We start from the raw sequence: 25,702 nt of genomic DNA on the forward strand, positions 1-25,702 counted from the left end.
GATTAAGATGTTTGAAGAAAAAGTAGACATTATGAGATTTGCAGATGGAGAAGTTGCGTTTTTGGCTGACAACAGAATTGAAGCAAAACTAAACCCTAAAATGATAATTAATTTTGAAAAAGGGTTTATCATAGTCCTAAACACCGAAGAAAACTTAAAGAAATTCGATGCTTTGATTGAGTGGTCTAAGGATATTCTATACGATGAACAAAATCCTTATATTAAGTGTAAAGTGTTTTATAACGATTTTGATGATTATTATAAAATATGGGAAGGAATTTCATTAAGAGCAGAGTTACAAGCTAAAAGAAAGAAACAAGAATTGTTGGATAACCCTCCTATTGATGAAGATATTAAAGATATAAGTAACCTTAACGAATTAGTATATTATTTGATTGAAGAAAGAAACCGTTATAGAAATATTATCTACTATGAAGACGAAGGCGGTTACGATGAAATAGAGGAAGCAACAATAAATGCTGAGTGTAATGAATTGCTAAAGTTAGCTAAAATATACTTAAAATGTTATTAAGATAAAAGGAATATTTTATAAAATTGGAGGAATAATTTATGAAAAGAAAAGTATTACAGTAGATGTAGAAAGATGGATATATGAAAGAGAAAGTGCTTATCCCATGATAAAAACTATAGAATGTGGAATAGGTGAAAGCTCATTAGGTAAGTATTTTAGATATGAACCTGTAGTAAAGGTTAAAGGAGTATATGTCCCTGTAAAGAATAATGATACTCTAAAAATTGACAGTCAAGGGAAAGTAGTAGATATAGTTTAAATGACATTTAAACAATAAAGGAGAATAAAATATGAAAAACTGTGTGCTAAAAGAGTTTAATTGCTTAAATGAACTTGTAGAAGAATATGGATACGATATTGATGTACAACATTCATTTAGCTTAAATAACGATGATGTTAATTCATATGATGTAATGTTATCAAGTCCATATAAGCGATGGAAAAGTTTGTATTCATTAAAGCAAAATACTTTAATTGGTGCTTTGGTTGAATTAGAAATACAAGCAGGAAACTTATTAAATGAAATAACTGTAGGTGAGTTGAATTGATTAAGTTTGTTGGAGATTTGCATTTTGGTCATTCTAATATTAGAGACTTTGAGTCTGAATATAGAGGGCATTGGAAATCAACAGATGAAATGAATGAAGGCTTGATTAGGCTCTGGAATGAAAATATTAGTAACGATGATACTGTATATAATCTAGGTGATTTCTTCTTTAATATGAAACCTAGTAAGATAGATGCGATATTAGATAGATTGAACTTTAAAAAAATGATATTGATAGCAGGAAATCATGACCACTCTAAAGAGATTAAACGATTAAAGAAGCATGGTATAGAAGTTAAGTATGCAGACATGATTAAACGTAATGGCAATAGATACTATTTAAGTCATTATCCTTGTTTAACTGGTAAACGTAAGAATCTGTTTAATATACATGGTCATATTCATTCTGATTTTATGGATACTGGATATCATATTAATGTTGATTACGATTTTGCAGGTAGATTAGGAATTACGTTTGATGAGATTGAAGAGTTTGCTAAAATATTGGATGGTGACAAGAATGGGAAACATACACAACATGCCGATTAAGTTTGTTGATGAATTAAGACAAATCTCAAGAGGTGGAAAATGTTGAATATATCATACATAAATGATTTACATATAGACCATTGGGTTAAATGGAATCCCAGCCAAGAGAAGTATAAAGTTAGAGTGCAGAAGTTCATACAAGATTTAATTGATAGAAGTAATATTGAGAATAAAGAAGTAATGATTATTGCTGGAGATATCTCACATTTTAACTTTATAAATAAATGGGTACTTGAAGTGTTTAATAAGCAGTTTGAGAAGACTTTAGTAGTGACTGGTAATCATGATTACTATTTAATTAGCAAAAATCAAAAGCGAAAATATAAAAATAGTAGCATGTATAGGGCTATAGAGATGGCCGAAATAGTTGAAAACTTAAGTAATGTTGTTTATTTTCATAGTGTGTACGGGACAGGTGCATTTAGTTATAAAGACAAGGTTTTTGCTGGTGTAACTATGACAAGTTTACCTGAGACAGATGAAGAAAAATCATTCTACCAAAACATAATGAATGATAGTAAATATATAACGTCTTCTCCAGAGTCATATAATTCATTTGATATAACGGTTTACAATTATTTGAAGGAGTTAAACATAGATGTATTCATTAGTCACTATCCATTGGTGAGAACATATAGTCATAATAAACATTTAAACGATGGTTCATTAGGAAGTTACTTGTGTAGAGTGGATGAAATGGTGGCACCAATTAATTTCTTTGGTCATGTGCATGAAGAAAATCAGTTGTATGAAATAGTAGGGACTAAACATTACACTAATGCATTGGGTTACCCAATGGAGGGATTGGGTAGTATAATTAGACAAGTGGAAATACAGTAGAAATTTAAGCTATTTTGATTTATAATTGAGATACATACATCGCTCATGTATGTGATGATTTTCAACAGAAGTTCGTTACAAACTTTACAAAAGCTCTGCTTAGCGGAAACTAAGTGGAGCCACTTTTAAAGGAGATGTTTCCATGGAAACAATAAAACCGAAAACAGACTTAGTTGTTCAATTAACAGGCGAAGACGGTAATGTATTTAATCTTTGCGGAATAGTCACTAAAGCTTTAAAGAAAAATGGATATAGAGAATATGCTACGGAGTTGTCCGAAAGACTCTGGGGACAAGCTAGTTACGATGATGCTTTAAGATTATTTATGGAATATGTAGAAGTGGCATAAAAGAAACCTCGTCTATTTAGATGAGGTTTTTTCGTTCGATTAACTTAAGAATTAAAAGTATTTAGCTTATCTACTAATTCACTTTCAAATATTCTCTCTCTTTCATCTTGGTCAATATATATATAAACTTCCCCGCTTTCTTTTACAATTTCAACTTTTATATCTACATCATTTTCTAATAGAGTTTTAAGGTTGGTTGTTAAAACAGTGTCAGTCTCCTTATGTTCATATGAATTTTGAACTTTTAGTTCGTTATAAGGATAATTAGTGACAAACCATTTTTTGAAATCTGAGACGATTTTATCAATTTCTATATCATTCTTTTTAGCTTTTGCAATATTATGATTTATAAAAACTCTACTAAAGTCTTCTTTTGGTGTATAATATTCAGATACATCTTCAATATACAGGTTAAATAATTCATCATTAGAAAGCTCGTCTACATAAAGAAGTTTTTCATAAACTTCATCCATTCCGTAAGGCATGGCATCTAGGAAATGTAAGTCGAGTTCGCCTTCATAATTATAAAAACTGTTAGGATTATTCTCTAATTCTTCTATCGTATCATATATATATAGATACTGAGCCAAATGATAGTATTTTATTGATTTATCATATTCTTCAATTTCCTTATAATAATCTGCTAAACCACTAAAATAAAAATAAATATTGTTAGATGTATCATGATAGACTTTAGGAATTGGTTTAGATTTATGCAATCTTTCTATTTCATATAAGTAGATATATTCTATTTTATCTTTTATATTTCTTGATTCGCATTCTTTTATGATATTGTATGCTCTTTCTATAGATGAAACTGATGTTCCTCTAGAGAAATGGACAATATATTTAGTTTCTTTAATTAATTCTAACCCTTCTGTTGTGGGCATATAAACAGTTGGCAATTCTATCTCAATATTTTGGCTATTAATATAATCTATGTTTTCAATAATTCTTTCAACAAGAACAGGTTTATTACCCGTTTTTTTAATTTTTGCCTTAGTTAAAATAGATTTTAAATCTGGTTTTGTAAGCCTTGGTAAACTAACCTCAAGTGAGTTTTCTAATTTTAATAAATTAGCCTGTACTAATTTATCTATTGAATTTAATATTCTATTACGATTATTCAATTTAAAATGAGCAGCATATATATCTTCCTTGTCTTGTAATCTATTAGCGTTTGTATGTAAAACTAAAATATCTATTGGCTCTATTTTCAAAAATAACCCTCCTTAGTAGAATAATAATTTTATATTACTCTATCTCTACGATACAGTCCATGCTCAATAACATTTTCTCGCCATTCTCTAATACCTCTAACTTATTACGTTCACTATCAAACTTATTAATCTCACATTCAATCCTTTTATAATATCCATTCTCCCAATACTTAATTGTAGCGCTAGGGTTATAGAATAGTTTTTCTGCAAGTACATTATTTAATTCTCTTAGTGCCATATCATCAAGTATAGGTTTAGCTACTTTATCTTGATTTTTAATATGTTGATTAATTATTTCATATTGTTGAGGTACACTTGCAAATGGTTGCCACTTAATCATGCCTCTACCTTTAGGAATGTTCTTATTGAGATATTCTTTAGGTATCTTACGATAATCCGTTTCGTATTTGTATGGCTCTGGCATTGATGGATTAACAATTTTCATATTCAATCTCCTTATTAATTTGATTTAAGTAATGAATTGCATTATTGAGTGAGTTTATCATTGTGTTTCTTTTATTTAGTGATGCATTTACGTCTTTATATACAATATTAAGGATATCTAAATAATCATTATATAGCTTAATCTTTAGTGAATCTATCTTATTTGATTTAAGGTAATATGCTACTTTCTCAATCTCTTTAAATATAATGTTTTCATTTAAATATTCAGCAGCTTTATTATTAGGTTCGACAGAGTCTAGCATATAAATATAAGATTCGAATTTATTAATCATTAAGTTAATATATTTGTTCATAATAAAAACACCTTTCGTATAATTTGTATTTCTATTATACGAACAAGTGTTCTATTTTGCAAGTTAAATAATAGATATACAAAACCTTTTTAAAATTGTGTATAATAAAATAAAAAGGGAAAAAAGAGGTATAAATTATGTTTTTGTTATTAATCTTATTTTTATTATTTTTAGTACTTTTAATTTTAAATGTTAGAAAGCGGAAAAAGGAAAATTTAGAAAAACCTAAAGATATTAAGAGAACAAGAGTTCTTCTTGGTCTTACAGTTATTTTCTTAATATTGTATGTTGTTTCATTCTCAGATAGTGATAATAAGGAAAAAAGTAGCAACGATAGCTCAACTGTTAAAACAGAAGAAAAATCTGGTAATAAAAACAGTGACAATAGTAATAAAGGGGAAAAGAAAAAAAGCAATATAAAGACATATAGTAAAAAAGAATTAGATTCAATGAGTTATGAAGAGTTAGACGGAATATCTACTGACGAATATATGAACATGTCTGATGGAATACGAGACTATTATTATGAGAGACTTAATAAACTTCAACCAGAAGATGAAAAAAATAGTGTAGAAGAATCTGAGGACACAACAGATTCCAAAGAAATGAGTGTTTCAGAATACAAAAAGAATCTTAAGGCTTATAAAACACAAATGGAAATAGTAGGTGAAGACCTAACATCATTAAATGAGTCTTTAGAATCAGGGATGATTACTAGTAAGACGAAGGACTCTGCTTATAATGCAAAAGCTATGTATGAATCTGCAAGTGGGCTAATAAAGACGCCATTAGAAGATAAAGAACCACCAGAAAAATATAAAGAATTTAATGATAGATTAATTTCAATGGACGACAGGTATTTGGAAGCATTTGATTTATTAAACGAGAGTGCAGAAGCAAATGATGAAGCTAGTATGCAAGTTGCAATAGATACACTTGAAACTATCACAGAAGAATATGTTGTAAATGTGAAATATAGCTTAGAAGATTAGTATATAAGAAAAGAACCCTATATAATGGGTTCTTTATTTTGGATATTTTCAGGTGCATAGTCAAAAAGTCTAAGTTCTTTAGGAATCAAATTTATGTTATCGTTTATAGGCACAGCTATTAAATTATTTTTTATGTTTTGCATATCTTCTTGGGTTAAATCAGAAAACGAACTAGTTATCCTCTTAACAATTTTTGATTTTAAATGCATTCTTGTTCTTGCTAAACTTTTATCACTATTTATATATTCATAAAATATTATTATTGCACCATTTTTTCTAGCTTTGTTAATTACAGCTGCCAACAAACTTCTATCACTATTCCCAAAGCTTATTCCATAACAGATTATAATATTAGCATTATTACTCAGAATTCTTTTAGCATTGCTATATACTCTACTGCCAATTATCTCTGCCATTTTTTCGGATTTCACTAAATATTTAGCATCTTCTAAATCTCTAAAATTTTCATCTATTTCTTTTATAGAATGTATACCTATTGTAATACCTTCATTCCACTGGAGTGAGGGTAAACGCCCATGTAAATATATTAGTGAGTTACCATTATTGAAAATATTATTTTTTCTGTTAATTTTAACATTTTCTTGATTTTTGAAAGTATTGTATAACAATTCAGAAGTGCACGTATAGTTAAGAGTTATTATGTTAATATGTCTATTAGATGCTCCAACTTTTCCTACATAATTATTAATTTTTTCTCTTGAATTAGTATCATTTTGAAATAATCTGTCTATGTAAAGAAACTGTTCTTTTAATTTATAGAATATTACTTCAACATCTTTAATATTTTTAATTCTGCTATCAATTAGTTGTAAATATTCTTGTAGCATATTAGAGACATTATCTACCTCATCAATTAGAAAGTTAAAGAACTCTTCTTTGCCTTTTTTTAACGGTTCTTGATTGTTTTTTAGTTGTTCAATATAAAATTTTTTATATTTATTAATTTTTATTTCATCTGACCTATTACTAAAAACTAATAAGTAATCATTAAATATATCTATTAGTATAGACTCGTAGTCAGCCCAATCCTCAATACACTTCTCATTGTATGTGTGTGGTAAAAACATATTTTCTTTCCCGTTTTTTTGAGCCCATTCATAAAAGTCTGAAAACCTAGTAGGTAAACCTAATTGCAAATCCATTCCGTTTCCTAGGACATATGTTAAATTCATAGTTCATTTTCTATCCTTTCGTAGTTTATTATATTTTATATTATTATATCAAATGCAGTATAATAAAAGATATGTTTTACCGACTATAAAATTTTAAAGAATTCACTTGACTATCAATAAAAGATAAAATATAATGTAAATATAAATATTAAGGAGAGATGGAAATGTCATATTTATTTTACAATGAAGATACAAAAGAGTTAACTGAGATTAACCAAGGGGAAGAAGAAATACTAAAATTCTTATACAAGCATTTAGATTGTAACACTGTACAAGTTGTTATGATGACTAATGGGATTACTGCTTGGGTAGATGAGAACGCATTGTTAACTCATAATTACACTCATGTACATAATATTATTGACGGAAGATTTGAGCATAATATGGTTGGTAATATTGTCTTTACTTCAACTAATAGTGAAGAAGTTGCTGATTTAAGTAAAGGTCAAATTGAGTACATTAAGAATGAATTGAAGATTGAAACTCAATCTGTTGAAGAATATTTGAAAAATAACAAAACTGAATATAACGATGGAATATAAAGCTAGGTTTTCCTAGTATATATAAAAGATAAAATATGATAAAAGAAAAATTTTATTATAAGGAGAAAAGCAAATGAAGCCACATGAAATGAATAGAGAAGAAATTTTAAATAAACTGGATATTCAAGTTTATAGTATCTATAGTGTTACATTGCATGAAGGATGTGACTATGAAGGGCGCTGGTTAGTAAAAACTTGGTTATTTAATGATATTGAATTAGCAAAGAAATTTATAAATGAGTATCGAGTAGATAAAACCGAAGAAATAATTAAAGATAAAATGTATGAAATAGCTAGAAGACATTTTGATTCACAACAATTGATGCTAGAAGAATTAGAATTAACCGAAGAAATTCCAACTCTAAATATGGGTGAATATTGGGAAGAAGATAAAATGTATGAAATTTAAAATTAAACAAATTTTATTATAAGAGGAGAAGATAAATTATGAAGAGCAAAGAATTCGAAAAGAAAATAAAGGAATTAGGATTTAACTATGTTATTCAGTTAGAGGATGAAAATGAAGGGTTAGTAGTTGAATACGCTAGAGATGATGCAAGACAGACAGTATTGTGTACTAGCAATCATGCAAGATACGATATCGATTCGGCATGGGCTGGGTTTGACGCATTAAGTATGAAACAGCAAGACAACATATTTGAATTATTTTATGAGTATACAAAAACACCAGTATGGGATAGAGGTATTGACATTAAGAAAAAAGATAGAAACTATACTGAATATAGTATTGTAAGAGATTAATATAAAACTGGACTTTTATTTGAAAGATAAAATATGTAAATGGAGATATGATATGAAAAATAATTTAAGTTTAATGAAAAAACATGAAAACAAAACTAGTTTAATAGACAAGGTATTCACCAACGAAAACAAATCTATAATTAAAGATTTTGTAACAATTAATAAAGAGGTATTCGAGGTATTGGAGCAGCATATGAAAGAGACTTTTACATACGAAGACTTAATCGAAGAGGTGAAAAAGAGTGAGGTTCCTCCGAATATCAAAGATTTAAACGAAAAGATGGTGATATTAATAAAAGAAATTAAAGAAAATATGTATGATATTAGATATGACAAAAAAGAGATTATAGCGTTACTTACAGAATAAAACTGGATTTGTTTGAAAGGAGAAACAAGATGTCAATGATGACTGAAGCAATGTGGAGGGAAGCAGAAGGAAAGAATATGATTGAATATTTTAGTCCTTGTGCAGATTTCATATATACTGGTAAGCAAAAAGAAAGTAAATTAAAAAGAGAAAATGTACAGCAGAGAAAAAGACTATACGCAAGAAAAACTAGAAAAGTTAACCATGGTAGATGTATATGATAGAAGAAGTAATATTTTGGATGATAATAGGTTTTGGAGTTTGTTTTGCAGTAAGTTATACATACGTGAAAACGATGATTAAAGATTGGTTTAAAAGATAAAATATGAAAGGTTGATAGTAGTAAATGGAGTATAATAAACATAATAGAGTAGCCCTTCATAATCACAGCACTTTCTCAAATCTGAGAATTATAGATGCAATCACGACTCCTAGAGAGTTATTAGAGACTGCTGGCAAACTTGGATACAGAGGTCTGGCTATAACTGAGCATGAGAGTTTATCAAGCGCTGTTAAGATGATAAGTGAGCTAAAAGATTTAAAAAGTAACAATTTAATTAGAGAAGATTTCAAGCTGATTTTAGGTAATGAGATATATCTAGTAGATAGTTTAGAAGATGTGAGGGATAACTACCAAAGTGGTGGGGTAACTAAATTCCCTCACTTCATATTAATGGCTAAGAATAGAAAAGGTTTTGAAGCATTGGCTAAATTATCATCACAAGCATGGAAGAATTCATTCTTTACAGGTTTAATGGAACGTGTACCAACTGAAAAAGAATATTTGAGAAGTGTAGTTCAAAGCGATGAATATAAAGACACTATTATCGCAACTTCTGCATGTGTTGGGTCTAATATAAATATAAAACTACAGAAGATGATGCAGTTAGAAAACGAAGAAAAAAGAGCTCATCATTATAATAAAGCTAAAGAAGAAGTCGAATGGTGTATTGAGGCATTTGGTAAAGATAATTTTTATATAGAGTTACAACCTGCTGAAAGTGACGTACAAATCTTCTGTAATAAACAACTTGTCAAATTAGCAGAAGAAACAGGGCTAGAATGTGTCATTGCTAATGATGTGCACTATGCTAGACCTGAAGATAGAGATATACATAGAATATTTTTACAATCTAAAGATGGAGATAGAGAAAACATAGATGAGTTCTATTACTACTGTTATATGCATAGTGTTAATGAAATGAGAAAACAAATGAGTTATTTGCCAGAAGAAGTTATTGAAAAAGCTTTACATAACACTGAATTAATCTATGACAAAGTAGAAGAATATGACTTGTATCATAAGCCAATTATTCCTAAGTCTACTATTCCAAAATTTAAATTAAATCATGTATTCAAACCTGTATATGATAAATATGAAAACATTAAATATCTTGCAGAATCAGAACATGAAGATAATAGGTATTTATTATATTTAATTGAAGAAGGATACTTTAAAGAACTCCACTATAAAGGTATTAGTCACGAAAAGTTCCATGAAATCCTACATAGAATTGATAGTGAGATATCTGAAATAAAAGGTGTGGGGGAAGCATTGAATCAAACAATGTCTTCATATTATTTAACTTGTCGTGAGATAGTTAATATTATGTGGGACGATTCAGATTGTGGAGGACAAAGTTTAGTAGGTTCTGGTAGGGGCTCTGGTGCTGGTTTCTTAATTAACTATTTATTAGGTATCACACAGATTAACCCTCTAGATTATATCAACATGCCAGCAAAAAGACATTTAGCCAAAGAACGTGCTGATGGTCTACCTGATATAGACGTAGATTGCGAAGGCTCTAAACGTAAGCAAATAATAAGTGCTTTAAAACATCACTATGGCGAAGATAGAGTGTTAAATGTTTGTACATATGGTACAGAAGGTGCAAAGTCTGCATTAAAAATGGCTGCACGTGGTTTGGGTATTCCTGATACTGAAGCTCAATATCTAGGCTCATTTATTAAAACTGAGCGAGGTAGCCAATGGAGTATTACTGATACTTTATATGGTAATGAAAGTAAAGGGAGAGAAGCGAACACTCAATTTAAAAATGAGATTGATAAGTACCCAATGTTAGAACAAGTAGCTTTAAGATTGGAAGGTTTAGTTACTAGAAGAGGTATACATGCAGGTGGAGTTATTATCTTTAATGAAGATGCTTACAAAACTAATGCTATCATGACTGCAAGCAGAGGAGAAGTTCATGTTACTCAATATAATTTAGCTGATTCTGAATATCTTGGTGGAGTAAAGTTTGATGTATTAAGTGTTGAGAATCTTGATAGAATTAGGTCTACACTAGATTTACTAGAAAAAGACGGATATATTGATAGATATAAAACATTGAGAGAAAACTTTAGAGATATATTGCATCCTAAAAACTTAAATCTTGAAGATAAAGAATACTTCAAAATGGCTTCAACTGGAAAAATTGGTGATTTATTTCAATTCCAGACGGAGATTGGTCAAAATACGCTTAGACTTATTAAACCAGAAACGTTTGAAGAATTCTGTGCTGCTAACTCACTTATGAGGTTACAATCAGACGGTGGGGAACAACCTATTGATAAATATATCAGACATAAGAATGACATTAGTCAATGGTATAGCGAAATGGAAGAAGCCAATCTTACTAAAGACGAAGTAGCAATTATGGAAGAACATTTATTGCATGATAAAGGATTAAATATTACTCAAGAGAGTTCGATGAAGTTATCAGCAGACCCTCGTATATCAAACTTTAATGTTGTTGAACAGAACAAATTAAGGAAAGCTATTGCTAAACCTAAAGGTGCTGCACTTGGAGAAATTAAAGAATTATTTTATAGAAAAGGTAAAGAGCAAGGCACTAGTATTAATCTACTAGATTATGTATGGAATGTTCAGTTTGCTATGCAGTTTAGCTATAGTTTCAGTCAATTACACGTTACAGCTTACTCAATTATTGGGATACAAAATCTAGAGTTAAATAGAAAATTTCCACGTATATATTGGCAAACAGCTTCATTAAACGTGGATAGTGATTCAAACTCTAAAGATAGTAAAGATATAGATTATGAAAAGATAGCTAGTGGAATTGGTAAAATGAGAAGTAATGGTGTGCATGTTAAGCTACCAGATATTAATAAGTCAGATTTAGAGTTTACTCCTGATGTAGAGAATAATGCTATAATTTATGGTTTGAAACCTGTTAAATCATTAAATGATGAGATAGTTAGAAATATTATGGATAATAGACCTTATAACTCATTAGGAGACGTTTTCACAAAATTATATGATACCAAGCTAATCAAGAACACTCATATTATTGCTATGGTTAAAAGTGGTATGCTTGATAGTTTTGGTGAAAGAAAACAAATCATGATGGAAGTTATTAAATACATAACCGATTTAAAAACAAATTTAACTATGCAAAATGTTAAACTGTTACTTGAAGCAAACATATTAGAAGGTAGACCTGAATTAGATTTAATTCTATTTAGGGAATCTTTCAAGAATAAAATATTAAGAAAAGTGTCGACAGGAAACAGTAAGACTAAACATAAGATTTTCAAAGTAACCGATATGGATACATATGATAAGTTAATAGGTAACGAAGCTATCGTTAACGTAATGGGAGACCATTATGAAGTAGATGAGAAAGAATTTAAGAAGGTATTTGATAAGAAGATTAGTAGGTTAAAAGAGTGGTTAAAAACTGAAGAGCCAATTAAAAGAGCTAATCGTTATACATTAAACCAACAATGGAAAAAGTACGCTTTAGGTACATACTCAAAATGGGAAATGGAAACTTTATCATTCTATTATCATGACCATGAGTTAGCGCATGTTGATACTGATGCTTATAATATCTCAAACTATAGTGAGCTACCTATGACAGCAGAAGTTGAATCGTATAATAAATATAAAGGTAGAGAGATACCTAAATTCCGACTTACTAACATAGCAGGAACAGTAATAGCTAAGAACCCAACTAAATATATGGTTACTCTAATCACAACTGACGGTTCTGTTGTTTCAGTGAAGTATCATTCTGGAAGTTTCTCACACTATGCTAAAACTGTTAAGAAAGATAGTAAAGTAATAGAAAATAGCTGGTTCGACAAGGGAAACAAACTATTAATACATGGTTATAGACGTGGTGGACAGTTTGTCGCTAAGAAGTATGTTGATTCACCAACATCCACTACAACTAAGCTTATTCACGATATTGATAAAGATGGAGCATTATACTACAGTATAGAAAGAGAATACATATAGACATCACATTAGTGGTGTCTTTTTTGTTTAGAAAATAAAATATAAAAGTAGTTGACTTTAATATTAAGGGGATATATAATACTAATAAGCAAGACATAATATAAAAGAAATGAGGTTTTATACATATGGAATTACTAAGTCAAGAAGAGTTACAACAGGAGTTAACTAGGAAAGAAAAGCAAATAGAGCATTGCAGTAAAATGATATCAAAGTATGATAAACAAGTAAGTACAATCTACCATGATATTGAATTTGGAAATAGATGTAATGCTAGTCAAGGCTACAAGAAATATGATGAACTAAGAGTAGTATTAATTGAAAGAAGAAATTGGAAAGATGCTCGGCCTAAACTAGTTAGAGAGCATACTGACCTAAAGAGAAGAATTAAGAAGCAAGAAAGCTTAGCTAAACGTAAACAAAGAAAGATTAATCGAATTGTTAAAAAGAACGATTGGAGTAAAAAGTTTTCACCAAAAGGTAAAGATATACTAAACGGAGTAAGTATTTAAAACATTATAAAAAATAAAATACAATAACACTTTACTTTAACTTTAGTTGTGGTATAATTGAGTTATAAATAAAACAACTAGAGGTGAGACAAATGAATTTTGGTGATGAGATTGAAAACACAAAAGGACTTATTGAAGAGATTGAACATTTTGGAGTTAACAATTTAGATAATGGAGATTACGAAATTATTAAGTATTTCGTAGATAATTTAGAACCATACTTAAACACAGTTGATATGAATATTAACTTGTTAGAATTAAAGATTGAAGATACATATAGTAAACAAGATGAAATAGAATTAAAAGATTTAACATATAAATCAAAAGAGCTAAGTCATTTGATACCAACTCTAAAGAATTATATGTCACAAATTAAAATCTCTGCTTAATAGTGAGTAGTGATTTTAAAATTGAATAGAAGATAAAATATAAAATATAAAGGATGACTGAAATGGTAAAAATTAAAACAAAGAAAGAAATGACATTATCAGAACTAATTGAGTATGGGTTTAAAAATCCAAAAAAAATAAAAGGTAAAATATTCAAGCCCCAATCATTTGATTCATTTTGGAACCCAGTAGATGTAAGATTCTCAGATGATGGCTGTGCTGTTAATGTAAATGGCTCTGTAACTGATGAAGATGTTTACACAGTTGAGATTGAAGAACCAATCACAGAGGACATGGAGCTTCACATTGTAGAACGTTACATTTCGAGATATGAAGATAAGCATAGATATACTTCATATCTCAAAAAGTCTATAAAAGCTGTTTTAAAAGATAACCCTGCACATATGGAAACAACTCATATCTATGTAGACCTAAATGGAGAGTTAGTGTTAATTTGGAAAAATGGAAAGTTGGTGAAGTAGATGGCAAGTATAATACCAGTTTTCATGGGAATTGTTCTTTACTACTTTATATCAGATGTTACACAAATGATAAAAGCAGAAAGCAAAGAAGATTTCAAGCAACATTTGAAAATTTCTTGTGCAGAATTAATAATATTATTGTTTTTGATGTCACTATTTGTACATTATCAGGAGGGAATATTATGAAACTAGGAGAATTAAAAAGTGAAGCTATAGATATTAGAAATGAGCGTGACCAGTTAAAACAGAAGTGTGATGAACTAAGCAATAATTTAGATAAAGAATGTAATATGTCATTAAATATTGAAGGTCAATTGCATGATGCGATTAAACAACGTGACTTGCTACGCGAAGATATATCACTGTTAAAAAAGAATCAAAAAACTAGAGAAGAAGTTATTGAGCAATTAAAAAGTGAAAACAATAATCTTAAACAATCAGTAAGTGATTATAAAAACACTGCTGAATGGTATGTTGCAAATTGGCAAGAGTACAAAGCTTTAGAGCATGAAAATAATACATTAAAAAGTGAGAATAAAGCATTGAGATTACAAGCTGATGAATATTTTGAATTATGGCAAGAAAGTGTAAAAAATCAAAAATAAGCGAGCTCTCAAAATACGGGGCTTTACCGTGTTTTCGAGACTTGTAATTTAGGATAAAAGAAATCTTTTATCGCAAAGGAGAATGTTAAATGTATAGCAAAGTAAAAGTAAAGCTTTATAACGGTGACATAATAACGTTTGAAAACACAATAAAAATTGAGACTGATATTAATTACTCAATGTATATCCTTACTAGTAAATATGGAGTTGAAACTCATATCAAAAGCAGCTCAATATTATACATATCTTTTGATAAAAAAACTGTGGAGTTGGAGATTAAGCAATAATTATAAGGAGAATAAAATATGGAATATAAAAACGAAAGCTTTATTATAGATTTGGCTGATGGCTACTCAGATGAAATTTTTAACGAGACTAAGGAAGTATACACTAAAGCCAAAGTGCTTGATGAGATAGTGCAATTAAGAAACAACCATTATATTTACTCAAAAACAAATAGTGGAACGCCTATTACTGTATTAGATGCAAAACCATTTGGAAAAGAAGTAAGTCATCTGATTAATAAAAATGGATATATGGGGGATAAATAACATGAGTAATTCGATAGTAAAGGAAGTGCTGGTAAGATGAAATTCAAAGTATGGGACAAGCGTAATGAGCGAATGATTGAATGGATAGATTTAGACTTTTCAAAAGACAACGGCGAAGATTTTATTACAGTTTTTGAACCAACTGGGTTTGTCCGAGATGCGATTATATCGCAGATATTACTTCAATCAACTGGACTATTCGATAGGAATGGTAAGGAAATATACGAGGGAGATGTAGTGAAGATAGATAATCACCCATTACAAGTTCACAAAGCACCATTTTCTGGTCTTTCAATAGGTCTAAATATAAATGGAAATTATGTTGTTGAATATAGTACGGAAGACATGGCTTACTTCATAGGCAACTGGAAAACAAGAGAAGTTATCAGGCATTCAGAAGTAATAGGCAACAAATATGAGCACCCACACTTACTAGAGGAGGAATAGGATATGAAATTTATAATCGAAAGAACAAGTATATGGGATGACGATATTAAACCTTTACACAACACCTATTTATCAACTGTTAATTTTTATCATGTTAGAACATTACAATCATTTGAATCGTTTGATGAAAGGTTTAGTCATAGAGAAGGTAAATTTCTTGAAAAAGGTTTTGACCATAAAATAAATGACGAAGGATTCATACAAAGGACGGAACAAAAGCAAAGATGGTGTATAGATATTGATAAAATAGAGCAGTTAGTAGAGCTGGTTGAAAGCAATAAAATCGTTATTGAAAAAAGAGATTACGATACACCAATAATTGAAATCTATGATGATTATAGAGAATAAGGAGGACACACAATGAAATCACCATACCAAATAGAACGAGAACTAAAGAAGAAAATACTAAAACAGGATTATACATTTGAACACTTTTACAAGCTAGAAGGAGAAACGATTACTCATATATTTACAGGTATTTGGGAGGTAGAGTTTAATGTTTTACTACCTATCACTATCTTTGTTACAGAGAATAAAAAAGTGTTTATTGATTGCTTTGGTATAGATAAAGATTTAATGGAAGATGAAGATATTCCAGTTATAGAGGCTATACGAAGAACACATATCAATCAACATGAATTACGTGAAAGCATTCTAAATAAGAAAATTAAATTGAACGGTCATTTTACTGAAGAAAAACTACCATTCTTTGACCAAGAGTCATTAAAAGAGTATGAGCATTATAAGTACAACCAACGTAAAAAAGAGGAAGAGAAATACCAAAAAGAACAAGAATACAAGAGGTACTTAGAACTCAAAGAAAAGTATGGGGAGGAAACACAATGAAATATTTAATTACATTATCGGTAGCGGGCTTAATAACAGGTTTATCTTTACACATGTTCCTTAGGAATACATATAAGTATGCGAGCATACAAGATGAGGTTGACGCACCTTTAGACTACTTTGAAGGTGGTGAGATATTTTGACTGAACAAGAATTAATTGTATTAAAAAGGTTTTATAAAAAGCGAGCTCCTATTATTGAAATACTGACAACGTTTGTTGATAAAGCAGAAGAAGCTTTACTTGAGGGAGAAGGTATTGAAGACGCATTAGAGTTCATTGGTTTGAAATCAGATGAGTTATTAATGCAACTATAAGGAGGAATTGTGATGGAATTGAAAAATACATATGAGTTGGAACTAGATAGGTTTAAGATATACATAGACTTGAGAGATTATAATTTGCAAGAAATTATTCATAACGAAACTAATAAAAAATTTACAAATCAGGAATTTGATAAAAAAGAAACATGGGAGTTATTATTTGATTTAATTTCTTCGAGATTATCTTCTGAAGCGGTCGTTATGAAAATGGAAGATGAAAACAAAGTGTTGAAAGAAGATAACAAAAAGTTAGCTGAGGGACTAAAAGCAGCAGAACAAGAAATCGAAGACTGGGTTGTTAAATATAATACTCAAGAGAACTTTATTGAAGAAAATAGAGAAAAGTTGGAGGGGTAGTTTATGGCATTACCTGAAATAAACGAACAAAAAATTAAAGAGTTAGTAGTAGAGCAGAATGATAACAAGAAATTCTTTGCTAAGTTACCAAAAGAAATTGATTTTAATTCAAAAGAAACTAAAGAGTTAATGAGTAAGTGGAGCAATATTACAGTAGATGATATTGAAATGGAAAATGCGTACTACAGAGAAGATTACAATGTAAATATCTATGAGTTTTCAATTCATAATTATTTCAGATTTGCATTTGTTGAAAGAGAGAATGGTAGTATTGATGTTCAACAGCTAAGTTTTGTCGAGTAATAAAAAATTTTATAAAGCATTACAAAAATAAAATATAATATACAGGTGAAAGAGAAAATGAAAATTACATATACAAGACCAAGAAACACTGAAGAAATAGCTAAGCAATTAAGAGCAATGCAATCAGCAAATGATTTTGAAAACATAAGTCAGTTAATAGAAGACATAGAATGGTTAAGTAAAGAAGAGGTTTCACATATTGATAGAATAGCTGATTTGGAAATAGATTTAGAAGATTTAGAGCGTGAATCAGCTGGAAGAGAAGAATACATAAAAGAATTAGAAGATACGATTGAAACATTAGAGGAGGAATTCTAATGGAAACATATGAAATTATAGATTTTAGCTACTTTGGAACACCACTATATAACAAGCAAAAAACTTATGTTTTTGATGGATATTACTTTTCAAATACAAATGAGTTATTAGAGTATGTTTTGCAATATGCAAAAGTAATGGTACTAGGTTCAAATTTAGATTTAAGACAATAAAATATAAAGGAGAATGAAATATGGTTAATGAAATTAAAGAAAAAGTTATTTATATGGCTGGTCACATTTTAAATGAGGCTATGGTTGACTACAGGGAAAAGCAACACAATGAAGTGGAAGGAATTATTGGTGTAACTCCATACAGCCCGCATAAAGACAAATCAATCAATGATAAATCTAAAGCTGTACAAGAAGGGTTAGCTGAGCGTATTTTAAACAATGACTTTAAAGCAATGCAAGCTTCTGATGCGTTTGTGTTTGATGTATTAAATGAAGGGCTAGGGACAATTGCAGAGCTGGGTATTGTGTTAGGAATGAAACACCAAGCACAATTAGCAATTAATGAGATTAAAAAAACTATTGATACATATGGTTACATTGCAGATGATAACTTAGATAAGGTTTACGAATTAGCTTTTGAAATAGTAAATAAACCTGTTTACTGCTACTGCTCAGATATTAGACAAGGACATGGTAAACCTTATTTAGACCCAGACAGAAGTGAATTTTCTACGAATCAGTTCGTGTTCGGCATGGTGATAGCTTTAACAAATGGAGAAGGCTTTATCTCATGGGAAGAAGTTAAAGAACGATTAGCTGTTCTAGGAGGTAAAAATCATGTTTGATTTTGAAGCTAACCCAACATTGTTCAGAAAGTTGCGATGGAGCTCAGACTGGAACGGTGATGAAGTTGGTTTTCCAGATGTGAGTGTAGTTGGATATTATACATATTATGATTTGAATTTTTACATAGACATGGAAACACTAAGTATTCTGGAAGCGTGGTTTGATGAAGATGAAGAATAAATATCAAGTTGAATTAAACATACAGACAAGATTATCTACTGAGGTATATGCAGAAACGTCAGAAGAAGCATTTAATAAAGCTAAGACAATGTTTCAAGAGTATGGAATGGAAGAGGATATATTTAAGGTTAAGTATTCTCATATAGCTTCACACGCTGAATTTAAGAAATGATGAAATAACACAAAACGTGAGAATACTGGAAACACCCGTATTTTCACGACCAGTGTGTTCGGATAAAAGATTAGTTTTAACAAAATAATTTATAAATTTAAGAAATGGGGATAATTATGGAATTAAACAAGATATACAACGAAGATTGTTTGGAAGGCATGAAGAAGATACCAGATAAATCAGTAGATATGATTTTATGCGATTTACCGTATGGAATGACACGCAATAAGTGGGATAGCGTTATTCCATTAGAGCCTTTATGGAATCAGTATAAGCGTGTAATCAAAGATAATGGTGCAATAGTCTTAACAGCACAAACACCATTCGACAAAGTGCTAGGCGCAAGTAACATTGAGAATTTGAGGTATGAGTGGATATGGACTAAGTATAGTGGTACGGGACATTTGAATGCTAAAAAGATGCCGATGAAAAACCACGAAAATATTTTAGTTTTTTATAAAAAATTACCAACATACAATCCTCAAATGACGAAAGGGAAACCTTATACTCAAAAAAGTGGGAGAGCAAGTAGTAATTATAATCATCAAGAAAGAGTAACTACTGTAAACGAAGGATATAGATACCCGTTGACAGTTCAAAAATTCAACAGCGAAAAAGGTTTGCACCCTACTCAAAAGCCAGTAGCATTATTCGAATACTTAATCAAAACATACACAAATGAGGGTGAAACGGTACTCGACAATTGTATGGGAAGTGGAACAACAGCAATTGCTTGCATTAATACTAATAGAAACTATATAGGTTTTGAGTTAGATAATACATATAGCGAAATAGCAAATAAAAGAATCAAGGAACACTTACAACATAATTTATAAAATATTAAAGGATAAAGAAGAAATGACGAAATTATATTACGCAAAGGATTTAAAAGAAATTACAGAAAAAAGCATGAGTGAAGACGTAAAACATCTTCTTGAAGAAATAGCTGATGCAACATTGTTAACAGCTAAAAGTGGGGACTTTTCATTTACGTTAAAAACTAAACATATGAATGAAATCAAATACATGCTTGAAAAGAAAGGCTATGAAGTAAATGAACTCACAAATCAGTCTAATGCATACTTGATTTCATGGGATTAAATGTCGATTTTATTCAAAGGAGAGGATAAATTATGGAATTGGAATTTAAAAGTGCTGAAGAAACTAGGGTTATTGCCAAAAAATCGTTTGAAATAATAAAGAAGAATGATTATAGAAAATGTTTGGATAATATCCAAAAAGAAATAGCTACCTCTGCTCGTAACGGGGAGTATGATACGACAGTAAAAATCAAGGAGTATATAGAAAAAGATGTAGTAAGTTTACTTGAAAGTAAAGGGTATAGAGTTGAGCAAGAACATAAGATTACTCAGATGGGCGGGGTTTATTCAGGCAATCCACCTTACACAATATCTTGGGAAGATAAAGGAGAATAAAATATGAAAGAAACAGAAGTTACAAACTTATTAAGAGATTTAGGAGATAATATCCAAAATGTTGCTGGTGTTGGATGGGAAACATTAATTCAACAGCAATTAATCTATGGTGCTTTTTTAGTGTTATTAGGAGTAGTTTCAGTAATTATCACTATAATAACTTGGAAATTAGCTACTAATAAAAAGAAAGAGGGTAGAGATAGAGCGGTATCAGCTATTGTAGCAGCAATGTTTATAGTTGTAAGTATTGGTTGTTTTACAGTAGGGGGAATGAAATTATTAAATCCTGAGTATTATGCAATGTTAGAGCTTAAAAATATTATAGGCAAGTAAAGGGGAATAAAATATGAAAAAATTATATAACATCACATTACACCTTGATGAAAGAAGTGTATATAACAAAACAGCAGTAATGGAAGATTTAGATATGTCTACTATAAAGATTTTAGATAAAGAGTTAAATGAAATTTTTCAAAAACCTACTGAAGAATGGTCTTTAAATCTCTGCCGAGATTTTACATGGTATCAATCAAAACGTGCATATAATCGAGTGAACAAAAACAAATTAATAAACGTTAGGACTGAAAGAGGATGGGGCACGTTTAAAAACCCTAAGTTAGCAAAGAAGGAATTAGAGCAAAGAACTAGTGATTACTCAATTACTAAAAACACTTATAGAAAAAATGGCGAGTTTAATAATGAGAAAGTTTTCTTCTATTTACCGAGTGATGAAACTGAATTAAAAATGGATGCTACAGGAGGAAAAGTGATTCAATATTCTTTTGATATTGTTTTAGGCATACTAGATAAACCTGATACTCATGGTGAAATAAGAGTTTATCATAGTTCATTTGAAGGAGTTATGACAGCTCTTAACAAAATTAAACGAGGCATTGAATATGGAATACTAGATTCTTATTATTTAAACCCAATTAACGAATATTTAATAAGTATTACAGAGAAATAAAAGGTTGATTTTATCTCAGGAGGAATAAAATATGATGGAAAATAATTATTTAGTTAAAGTAGGTAAAGGTTTTATTGGAATCGGACATACGTTTGAATTAGATATCAGAAATACTATGTATGAGATTGATGAATTTTTTATGGATAAAGAAGAAGCTTTTAAACTTGCAAAAGAAGTTGGCGGCAAAGTATTTAAACTAGGGCTACAAGAAGTTGAAAGTGTAAAGAAATAGGAGGTCAATATGTTAGAAATATTCATTGTTATTGTTGCAGTTATTGCTTTGAGTTTAATAGGTTACATTAGTATCTTACATAATAATCATAAAGCTGAAGTTGAAGAGTTAAATAGAGTGATAGAGTTAAAAGATAGAACAATTGATAAATACATAATTAAAGAGCTAAAAAATGAGCTTAAGAAAAACAATAAAGACATTTCAAAATCACAGTATGAAATTTTAAGTTGGGAAGAATCAACAACCAATTGGGTAAAAAGACATGAGCATATATATGATGTTCTTGGTATTAACTACAGAGGACTAAATGATACTAACCCTTATGTTGTAATTGAGTATAAACTAAAGGAGTTTTTAAATGAAAAGAACTAAACAAGAAATAGAACTTTCTTTTGGTTATTATGTAGCAAAGGGAGCTAAAAACTTATTAAACGATGAACAAAAGAAGATTGTTAGACCATACATGTGGAGATATAAAATCGCAGTTCCATTAGTCTTAGTTCAAGTTGTATTTGTAAATATAGTAGAAAAAACTACAGATTTCATTTCTAATGTGTTGGATAAATTAGATGATATAACAATGGAGATTCAGTATAAAGTTGATAGTTCGTTTAGTAGAGACCCAAGAATTATTAGAGGGTTACAAGAGAAATTTATAGATGAATTAGTTGAGTATGAAGATGATGAAGGTAAAGAACGATTTGATGAATACAAGTCAATCGACCCAAAAAGAATGAAAGTTAGAAAGAACAAAAAATAAAGAAATAAAATAACGATTTTAATAGGAGAGTATAGAATGGAAAATACAGATATTTTAGCAAATGTAATGTCAGATTTAAATTATCTTGATACAAGCGAATTAACAACAAGACAACAAATTATGTTAGGGAAAGCAGAAGATTTATTAGAAATGTTGGCTACAGAATTAGGGGAGACAGATTGATGTGGAAATCATTCAAAGCAGGATTTAAAGACGGAATAAGAATTCTCATAGCAGTTTTAGTAATCGTAGTTCCACTAGTTGTAACTACGATGATAACAGTGTATTCTGCGAAACACATAGGTTTTTGGACTATTCCAATAGGATTAATGTTGTTTCCTGTACTACTGGGGGTAACAAACAGCATCAGAAATATATGGAGGAAATAATATGACAGATGAACGAAAATTAGAAATGATGAACAACATTTTACATATTTATAGGGATTGTTTAGTTGATGAAGAAATTACTGGAAATAATAAATTTGATTATCATTTAGGATATTTTATTAGAAAACAATTCGGCAATGAGATAATCAAGGATATTCAAGAAAAAGATAAAGAGATATTTAAGAAAGCACTGAACAAATAAAACGAAGATTTTATAAGGAGTGATATGTTGGAAAATTCGATTCCAGTAAAAGTAGAAGTTATAAATGAAAAAATCGTTATGCATCTATCAGAAAGATTAAGTAGGGTCTTTGTCGACCCTGTAGAATTTTTAGTTGCTAAAAGTTATTGGGAACAAATGAATATGATTATTCTTGAAGAAGAAGGAGTATTACATTTCGACCCTAAAACAAAAGTGAGAAATATATTATTAATATCCGATATGGAGGAAGAAGATAATGACTAAAGTAATTTCAGGTTTTCCTGCTGTTGGGAAAAGTTATTTATACAATAATCACAAAGAGTTAAAAGTATTAGATTCAGATAGTAGTAAGTTTTCATGGGAATCAGAAGGTGTTAGACATCCAGATTTCCCTAACAACTACATTAAACATATTAAACGTAACATAGGAGTAGTTGATGTAATCTTTGTATCTTCTCACAAATTAGTCAGAGAAGCATTAGAGAGCAATAGTATTGATTACACAATTGTATATCCAAACATAAACCTAAAAGATGAATACATAAACAGATATATAACTAGAGGTAATAATGTTAGTTTCATTGATTTCTTAAATGATAACTGGGATGAATTCATTACAGATATTGAGAATGAAAGATTTCCAGTAAAAGTAGAATTACAGCAAGGTCAGTATATGAAAGATGTATTAGAGCATATATTATAAAAGTTTAAAATCGGTGTTTTATCAAAATAATTTATAGGAGAGGTAGATATGAAAAATATTGAAAAATTAGAAAAAGTATTAACTAAAGAGTTGGTAGGAGAGAATGTTGAAATCGTTAGGTATGTTGAAAAATTAGAAATAAATCCTAAGTTAATCAAAGGTGCACATGGACTTACTTACTCAAATTATATATATAATTTAAAGTATTTAATCGCTTTAAACGAAAAAGGATACAGAAATATGGAAGTTGAATTATCTATTGATTTAGCTGATTTAAAACATTCAAAAGACTCTGAAGAAGAAAAAGAGTTGTTAGCTATACTTATTCAGGAACACTTAGAGAAACTAGAAGATAAAATTAAATATCAAATTAAGCAACTTGATTATCAAAATAATTATGCAAAAGAAGTTAGTGAAAAAGTACAAAACTATTTTGATAGTAAGAATAAATTTAAAGGTGGGTTTGGCTTTAAAGATGGAAACTTATATGTAACTGGCTCAGGTGCAAAAATTATGAATACACCATACAAACATGAAGTATTGGAAACACCTGATGGACTTAAACTAGGAGAGCCCATTATTAAACCTATTCCTTCTGAAAAGATTTTACTAGGCAGCCTTACTTTAGAAGAAAAAGACGGTAAATTAGCTGTTACTGATAAGAATGGAAGTACAAGATTCATTTAAATAAAATCACAATTTTATAAGGAGATTATATATGAATATATTAGTAAAAGACCTTAAGTATGCTGCAAGAAAAAATATAGGAATAAATAATTTATCTAAAAAATTAGCTTCGTTGATACATGAGGAATTAGAAAATGATACCAACGTTATCAAGTTAGATTATAAAGTAGAGCCAAAAGAATTGTATATAATTGAAGAGGTAATTGAAAGAATGGGTCTGAAACATAAATTGTATTTTACAGAGTTGGGTGAAGCATTTACAACAATTACTTTACTCAGCCTTTATCAAAATAAAATATAGGAGAATATATATTATGCCAAGTTATAAAAGAACACAAATAGATATAGAAAATAATGCAAGAATGTTTATTAGAACAGGTGACACGGAGCTAGAGATTAATGTTAAACCAATAGAAGTTGAGTTAGAACACAAGAAAAAATTTAAGAATGAAGCATCAGAATTTCGAGAAGAGCGATTAAATAATGAAAAAGAAGATTGGTATAAAAGAGATATGGTTGAGAGCCAGCTAGTAGAAAACCAAAATCTTGTAATTACTAATCGAGGAACAGGCAGAAGTCATCAAACAATTTTATATATGATGGATGACCCTACAGTAATTTCTTTAGTTAGAGATAATTTTCAAAAGAATAACCTCTTAGATATCTATAAGAAAATACAAAAATCTGAAGATGGTTTCATTGATTGGGACTATGCAAGACTCAATGACTTTTCTGATAGAGTTGTAACTTTTGAAGATTGGGAAGATGGGTATAATGGTCGAAGTCGTCATAATAAGCTACATATTGATAACGTTGAGCACTACTTATTGTATAAATTAGGTAGGGTAGTGGATACATTTACAACTGGTCACAGAGCTGTATCAGGTTTCTCTAATGAGTTTGAAGTAGCAGAGGAAGTGTAATCATGACTAAAGCATACATAGATAGTAAAAATAACACAATTATTATTCACAATAGTGATGATAAAACAAGTGAAGAGTTACATATTATGCACGAAGCAGTTGAGAAAGCAGGTTATAAGTGCATAATATTCTCAAAAGAAGATGAGCTTGAGTTTTTAAATAGTGAAATAATCAACCTTTAAAAGATAAAATATAAGAGGTAAT

The 25,702-nt window shown here is 29.6% G+C and carries 50 protein-coding genes; 46 read left to right on the plus strand and 4 right to left on the minus strand.

What is annotated here, in order from left to right:
* Nucleotides 1-7: 7 nt before the first annotated feature.
* The 6 genes from LQ617_RS10465 (at nucleotide 8) to LQ617_RS10490 (ending at nucleotide 2,817) form a co-directional block, all read left to right on the plus strand.
* A complete protein-coding gene (locus tag LQ617_RS10465) occupies nucleotides 8-532 on the plus strand; it encodes a hypothetical protein (protein WP_239740338.1) in 525 nt (174 codons plus the stop codon).
* Nucleotides 533-635: 103 nt separating this feature from the next.
* Nucleotides 636-791 (plus strand): hypothetical protein, encoded by a 156-nt coding sequence (locus tag LQ617_RS10470; RefSeq protein ID WP_239740339.1) that lies wholly within the window; start codon nucleotides 636-638, stop codon nucleotides 789-791.
* Nucleotides 792-822: 31 nt separating this feature from the next.
* Nucleotides 823-1,080 (plus strand): hypothetical protein, encoded by a 258-nt coding sequence (locus LQ617_RS10475; protein ID WP_239740340.1) that lies wholly within the window; start codon nucleotides 823-825, stop codon nucleotides 1,078-1,080.
* The gene (locus tag LQ617_RS10480) at nucleotides 1,077-1,628 is read left to right on the plus strand and encodes a metallophosphoesterase (protein WP_239740341.1); all 552 of its coding nucleotides are present in this window, start codon (nucleotides 1,077-1,079) and stop codon (nucleotides 1,626-1,628) included. The genes LQ617_RS10475 and LQ617_RS10480 overlap by 4 nt, the downstream gene beginning before the upstream one ends.
* Before the next feature lie 39 nt (nucleotides 1,629-1,667).
* The gene (locus LQ617_RS10485; RefSeq protein ID WP_239740342.1) at nucleotides 1,668-2,468 is read left to right on the plus strand and encodes a metallophosphoesterase; all 801 of its coding nucleotides are present in this window, start codon (nucleotides 1,668-1,670) and stop codon (nucleotides 2,466-2,468) included.
* 142 nt (nucleotides 2,469-2,610) lie between these two features.
* A complete protein-coding gene (locus LQ617_RS10490; RefSeq protein WP_239740343.1) occupies nucleotides 2,611-2,817 on the plus strand; it encodes a hypothetical protein in 207 nt (68 codons plus the stop codon).
* A gap of 44 nt (nucleotides 2,818-2,861) precedes the next feature.
* Here LQ617_RS10490 and LQ617_RS10495 read toward each other — a convergent pair whose 3' ends face one another.
* The 3 genes from LQ617_RS10495 to LQ617_RS10505 are packed head-to-tail and all read right to left on the minus strand — an operon-like array spanning nucleotide 2,862 to nucleotide 4,795.
* Nucleotides 2,862-4,037, minus strand: a complete 1,176-nt coding sequence (locus tag LQ617_RS10495; RefSeq protein WP_239740344.1) for an SAP domain-containing protein — start codon at nucleotides 4,035-4,037, stop codon at nucleotides 2,862-2,864.
* A 34-nt stretch (nucleotides 4,038-4,071) separates the two neighbouring features.
* The gene (locus LQ617_RS10500; RefSeq protein ID WP_239740345.1) at nucleotides 4,072-4,482 is read right to left on the minus strand and encodes a YolD-like family protein; all 411 of its coding nucleotides are present in this window, start codon (nucleotides 4,480-4,482) and stop codon (nucleotides 4,072-4,074) included.
* Nucleotides 4,469-4,795: a hypothetical protein gene (locus tag LQ617_RS10505; protein ID WP_239740346.1), complete on the minus strand. Its 327-nt coding sequence runs from the start codon at nucleotides 4,793-4,795 to the stop codon at nucleotides 4,469-4,471. Before LQ617_RS10505 ends, LQ617_RS10500 begins: the two co-directional genes overlap by 14 nt.
* Nucleotides 4,796-4,932: 137 nt before the next feature.
* Between LQ617_RS10505 and LQ617_RS10510 the strand changes: the two genes are divergently transcribed.
* Nucleotides 4,933-5,787, plus strand: a complete 855-nt coding sequence (locus LQ617_RS10510; RefSeq protein ID WP_239740347.1) for a hypothetical protein — start codon at nucleotides 4,933-4,935, stop codon at nucleotides 5,785-5,787.
* A 17-nt stretch (nucleotides 5,788-5,804) separates the two neighbouring features.
* Here LQ617_RS10510 and LQ617_RS10515 read toward each other — a convergent pair whose 3' ends face one another.
* Complete coding sequence (locus LQ617_RS10515; protein ID WP_239740348.1) at nucleotides 5,805-6,980, minus strand: AbiH family protein; 1,176 nt, start codon at nucleotides 6,978-6,980, stop codon at nucleotides 5,805-5,807.
* Between the two features lie 164 nt (nucleotides 6,981-7,144).
* Between LQ617_RS10515 and LQ617_RS10520 the strand changes: the two genes are divergently transcribed.
* The 39 genes from LQ617_RS10520 (at nucleotide 7,145) to LQ617_RS10710 (ending at nucleotide 25,680) form a co-directional block, all read left to right on the plus strand.
* Entirely contained in the window at nucleotides 7,145-7,522 is a 378-nt protein-coding gene (locus tag LQ617_RS10520; protein WP_239740349.1) for a DUF3846 domain-containing protein, read from the plus strand.
* Between the two features lie 73 nt (nucleotides 7,523-7,595).
* Nucleotides 7,596-7,931 carry a hypothetical protein gene (locus tag LQ617_RS10525; RefSeq protein ID WP_239740350.1) on the plus strand — a complete coding sequence of 112 codons (336 nt, stop codon included), beginning with the start codon at nucleotides 7,596-7,598 and terminating at the stop codon, nucleotides 7,929-7,931.
* Between the two features lie 38 nt (nucleotides 7,932-7,969).
* Nucleotides 7,970-8,284, plus strand: coding sequence for a hypothetical protein (locus tag LQ617_RS10530; RefSeq protein WP_239740351.1), 315 nt, complete (start codon nucleotides 7,970-7,972; stop codon nucleotides 8,282-8,284).
* Between the two features lie 52 nt (nucleotides 8,285-8,336).
* On the plus strand, nucleotides 8,337-8,651 hold the full coding sequence (locus LQ617_RS10535) for a hypothetical protein (RefSeq protein ID WP_239740352.1): 315 nt from the start codon (nucleotides 8,337-8,339) through the stop codon (nucleotides 8,649-8,651).
* Nucleotides 8,652-8,680: 29 nt separating this feature from the next.
* A complete protein-coding gene (locus LQ617_RS10540; protein WP_239740353.1) occupies nucleotides 8,681-8,872 on the plus strand; it encodes a hypothetical protein in 192 nt (63 codons plus the stop codon).
* Nucleotides 8,873-8,997: 125 nt separating this feature from the next.
* Entirely contained in the window at nucleotides 8,998-12,918 is a 3,921-nt protein-coding gene (locus tag LQ617_RS10545) for a PHP domain-containing protein (RefSeq protein WP_239740354.1), read from the plus strand.
* A 200-nt stretch (nucleotides 12,919-13,118) separates the two neighbouring features.
* Nucleotides 13,119-13,427 (plus strand): hypothetical protein, encoded by a 309-nt coding sequence (locus LQ617_RS10550; protein WP_239740355.1) that lies wholly within the window; start codon nucleotides 13,119-13,121, stop codon nucleotides 13,425-13,427.
* Nucleotides 13,428-13,519: 92 nt separating this feature from the next.
* Nucleotides 13,520-13,816 carry a hypothetical protein gene (locus LQ617_RS10555; RefSeq protein WP_239740356.1) on the plus strand — a complete coding sequence of 99 codons (297 nt, stop codon included), beginning with the start codon at nucleotides 13,520-13,522 and terminating at the stop codon, nucleotides 13,814-13,816.
* A 53-nt stretch (nucleotides 13,817-13,869) separates the two neighbouring features.
* Nucleotides 13,870-14,298: a hypothetical protein gene (locus LQ617_RS10560; protein WP_239740357.1), complete on the plus strand. Its 429-nt coding sequence runs from the start codon at nucleotides 13,870-13,872 to the stop codon at nucleotides 14,296-14,298.
* A gap of 182 nt (nucleotides 14,299-14,480) precedes the next feature.
* On the plus strand, nucleotides 14,481-14,903 hold the full coding sequence (locus LQ617_RS10565) for a hypothetical protein (protein WP_239740358.1): 423 nt from the start codon (nucleotides 14,481-14,483) through the stop codon (nucleotides 14,901-14,903).
* Nucleotides 14,904-15,208: 305 nt separating this feature from the next.
* Nucleotides 15,209-15,454 carry a hypothetical protein gene (locus LQ617_RS10570; protein WP_239740359.1) on the plus strand — a complete coding sequence of 82 codons (246 nt, stop codon included), beginning with the start codon at nucleotides 15,209-15,211 and terminating at the stop codon, nucleotides 15,452-15,454.
* Nucleotides 15,455-15,490: 36 nt separating this feature from the next.
* Entirely contained in the window at nucleotides 15,491-15,901 is a 411-nt protein-coding gene (locus LQ617_RS10575) for a YopX family protein (protein ID WP_239740360.1), read from the plus strand.
* A gap of 3 nt (nucleotides 15,902-15,904) precedes the next feature.
* Nucleotides 15,905-16,249 (plus strand): hypothetical protein, encoded by a 345-nt coding sequence (locus LQ617_RS10580; RefSeq protein WP_239740361.1) that lies wholly within the window; start codon nucleotides 15,905-15,907, stop codon nucleotides 16,247-16,249.
* 12 nt (nucleotides 16,250-16,261) lie between these two features.
* Nucleotides 16,262-16,747 carry a hypothetical protein gene (locus LQ617_RS10585; RefSeq protein ID WP_239740362.1) on the plus strand — a complete coding sequence of 162 codons (486 nt, stop codon included), beginning with the start codon at nucleotides 16,262-16,264 and terminating at the stop codon, nucleotides 16,745-16,747.
* Nucleotides 16,744-16,890, plus strand: a complete 147-nt coding sequence (locus tag LQ617_RS10590; protein WP_239740363.1) for a hypothetical protein — start codon at nucleotides 16,744-16,746, stop codon at nucleotides 16,888-16,890. Before LQ617_RS10585 ends, LQ617_RS10590 begins: the two co-directional genes overlap by 4 nt.
* The gene (locus LQ617_RS10595; protein WP_239740364.1) at nucleotides 16,887-17,063 is read left to right on the plus strand and encodes a hypothetical protein; all 177 of its coding nucleotides are present in this window, start codon (nucleotides 16,887-16,889) and stop codon (nucleotides 17,061-17,063) included. Before LQ617_RS10590 ends, LQ617_RS10595 begins: the two co-directional genes overlap by 4 nt.
* A gap of 12 nt (nucleotides 17,064-17,075) precedes the next feature.
* Nucleotides 17,076-17,426, plus strand: a complete 351-nt coding sequence (locus LQ617_RS10600; RefSeq protein WP_239740365.1) for a hypothetical protein — start codon at nucleotides 17,076-17,078, stop codon at nucleotides 17,424-17,426.
* Nucleotides 17,427-17,429: 3 nt separating this feature from the next.
* Entirely contained in the window at nucleotides 17,430-17,729 is a 300-nt protein-coding gene (locus LQ617_RS10605) for a hypothetical protein (RefSeq protein WP_239740366.1), read from the plus strand.
* A 57-nt stretch (nucleotides 17,730-17,786) separates the two neighbouring features.
* Entirely contained in the window at nucleotides 17,787-18,047 is a 261-nt protein-coding gene (locus LQ617_RS10610) for a hypothetical protein (RefSeq protein ID WP_239740367.1), read from the plus strand.
* Nucleotides 18,047-18,220: a hypothetical protein gene (locus LQ617_RS10615; RefSeq protein WP_239740368.1), complete on the plus strand. Its 174-nt coding sequence runs from the start codon at nucleotides 18,047-18,049 to the stop codon at nucleotides 18,218-18,220. Before LQ617_RS10610 ends, LQ617_RS10615 begins: the two co-directional genes overlap by 1 nt.
* 20 nt (nucleotides 18,221-18,240) lie before the next feature.
* Nucleotides 18,241-18,846, plus strand: a complete 606-nt coding sequence (locus LQ617_RS10620) for a nucleoside 2-deoxyribosyltransferase (RefSeq protein ID WP_239740369.1) — start codon at nucleotides 18,241-18,243, stop codon at nucleotides 18,844-18,846.
* Nucleotides 18,839-19,027, plus strand: coding sequence for a hypothetical protein (locus tag LQ617_RS10625; RefSeq protein WP_239740370.1), 189 nt, complete (start codon nucleotides 18,839-18,841; stop codon nucleotides 19,025-19,027). The genes LQ617_RS10620 and LQ617_RS10625 overlap by 8 nt, the downstream gene beginning before the upstream one ends.
* The gene (locus LQ617_RS10630) at nucleotides 19,017-19,199 is read left to right on the plus strand and encodes a hypothetical protein (protein WP_239740371.1); all 183 of its coding nucleotides are present in this window, start codon (nucleotides 19,017-19,019) and stop codon (nucleotides 19,197-19,199) included. Before LQ617_RS10625 ends, LQ617_RS10630 begins: the two co-directional genes overlap by 11 nt.
* Before the next feature lie 116 nt (nucleotides 19,200-19,315).
* Nucleotides 19,316-20,035, plus strand: coding sequence for a DNA-methyltransferase (locus LQ617_RS10635; protein ID WP_239740372.1), 720 nt, complete (start codon nucleotides 19,316-19,318; stop codon nucleotides 20,033-20,035).
* Nucleotides 20,036-20,057: 22 nt separating this feature from the next.
* Nucleotides 20,058-20,300: a hypothetical protein gene (locus LQ617_RS10640; RefSeq protein ID WP_239740373.1), complete on the plus strand. Its 243-nt coding sequence runs from the start codon at nucleotides 20,058-20,060 to the stop codon at nucleotides 20,298-20,300.
* Between the two features lie 32 nt (nucleotides 20,301-20,332).
* Nucleotides 20,333-20,635 carry a hypothetical protein gene (locus LQ617_RS10645; RefSeq protein WP_239740374.1) on the plus strand — a complete coding sequence of 101 codons (303 nt, stop codon included), beginning with the start codon at nucleotides 20,333-20,335 and terminating at the stop codon, nucleotides 20,633-20,635.
* A gap of 3 nt (nucleotides 20,636-20,638) precedes the next feature.
* Nucleotides 20,639-20,968, plus strand: coding sequence for a hypothetical protein (locus LQ617_RS10650; RefSeq protein WP_239740375.1), 330 nt, complete (start codon nucleotides 20,639-20,641; stop codon nucleotides 20,966-20,968).
* A gap of 13 nt (nucleotides 20,969-20,981) precedes the next feature.
* Nucleotides 20,982-21,602, plus strand: coding sequence for a hypothetical protein (locus tag LQ617_RS10655; RefSeq protein WP_239740376.1), 621 nt, complete (start codon nucleotides 20,982-20,984; stop codon nucleotides 21,600-21,602).
* Between the two features lie 31 nt (nucleotides 21,603-21,633).
* The gene (locus tag LQ617_RS10660; protein ID WP_239740377.1) at nucleotides 21,634-21,834 is read left to right on the plus strand and encodes a hypothetical protein; all 201 of its coding nucleotides are present in this window, start codon (nucleotides 21,634-21,636) and stop codon (nucleotides 21,832-21,834) included.
* 9 nt (nucleotides 21,835-21,843) lie between these two features.
* Nucleotides 21,844-22,206, plus strand: a complete 363-nt coding sequence (locus LQ617_RS10665) for a hypothetical protein (protein WP_239740378.1) — start codon at nucleotides 21,844-21,846, stop codon at nucleotides 22,204-22,206.
* On the plus strand, nucleotides 22,193-22,594 hold the full coding sequence (locus tag LQ617_RS10670; RefSeq protein ID WP_239740379.1) for a hypothetical protein: 402 nt from the start codon (nucleotides 22,193-22,195) through the stop codon (nucleotides 22,592-22,594). Before LQ617_RS10665 ends, LQ617_RS10670 begins: the two co-directional genes overlap by 14 nt.
* Nucleotides 22,595-22,630: 36 nt before the next feature.
* Complete coding sequence (locus LQ617_RS10675; RefSeq protein ID WP_239740380.1) at nucleotides 22,631-22,777, plus strand: hypothetical protein; 147 nt, start codon at nucleotides 22,631-22,633, stop codon at nucleotides 22,775-22,777.
* 207 nt (nucleotides 22,778-22,984) lie between these two features.
* Nucleotides 22,985-23,185 carry a hypothetical protein gene (locus LQ617_RS10680; RefSeq protein ID WP_239740381.1) on the plus strand — a complete coding sequence of 67 codons (201 nt, stop codon included), beginning with the start codon at nucleotides 22,985-22,987 and terminating at the stop codon, nucleotides 23,183-23,185.
* Between the two features lie 27 nt (nucleotides 23,186-23,212).
* Nucleotides 23,213-23,449 (plus strand): hypothetical protein, encoded by a 237-nt coding sequence (locus LQ617_RS10685; RefSeq protein WP_239740382.1) that lies wholly within the window; start codon nucleotides 23,213-23,215, stop codon nucleotides 23,447-23,449.
* Nucleotides 23,442-23,888 (plus strand): hypothetical protein, encoded by a 447-nt coding sequence (locus LQ617_RS10690; protein WP_239740383.1) that lies wholly within the window; start codon nucleotides 23,442-23,444, stop codon nucleotides 23,886-23,888. Before LQ617_RS10685 ends, LQ617_RS10690 begins: the two co-directional genes overlap by 8 nt.
* Before the next feature lie 48 nt (nucleotides 23,889-23,936).
* Complete coding sequence (locus LQ617_RS10695; protein WP_239740384.1) at nucleotides 23,937-24,575, plus strand: hypothetical protein; 639 nt, start codon at nucleotides 23,937-23,939, stop codon at nucleotides 24,573-24,575.
* A 31-nt stretch (nucleotides 24,576-24,606) separates the two neighbouring features.
* A complete protein-coding gene (locus LQ617_RS10700; RefSeq protein WP_239740385.1) occupies nucleotides 24,607-24,876 on the plus strand; it encodes a hypothetical protein in 270 nt (89 codons plus the stop codon).
* 13 nt (nucleotides 24,877-24,889) lie between these two features.
* Nucleotides 24,890-25,498: a hypothetical protein gene (locus tag LQ617_RS10705; RefSeq protein ID WP_239740386.1), complete on the plus strand. Its 609-nt coding sequence runs from the start codon at nucleotides 24,890-24,892 to the stop codon at nucleotides 25,496-25,498.
* Between the two features lie 2 nt (nucleotides 25,499-25,500).
* On the plus strand, nucleotides 25,501-25,680 hold the full coding sequence (locus LQ617_RS10710; RefSeq protein ID WP_239740387.1) for a hypothetical protein: 180 nt from the start codon (nucleotides 25,501-25,503) through the stop codon (nucleotides 25,678-25,680).
* Nucleotides 25,681-25,702: the final 22 nt, after the last annotated feature.

Origin of the sequence: Mammaliicoccus sp. P-M59, from assembly GCF_022386135.1 — a bacterium.
Taxonomy (GTDB): Bacteria; Bacillota; Bacilli; order Staphylococcales; family Staphylococcaceae; genus Mammaliicoccus; species Mammaliicoccus sciuri_A.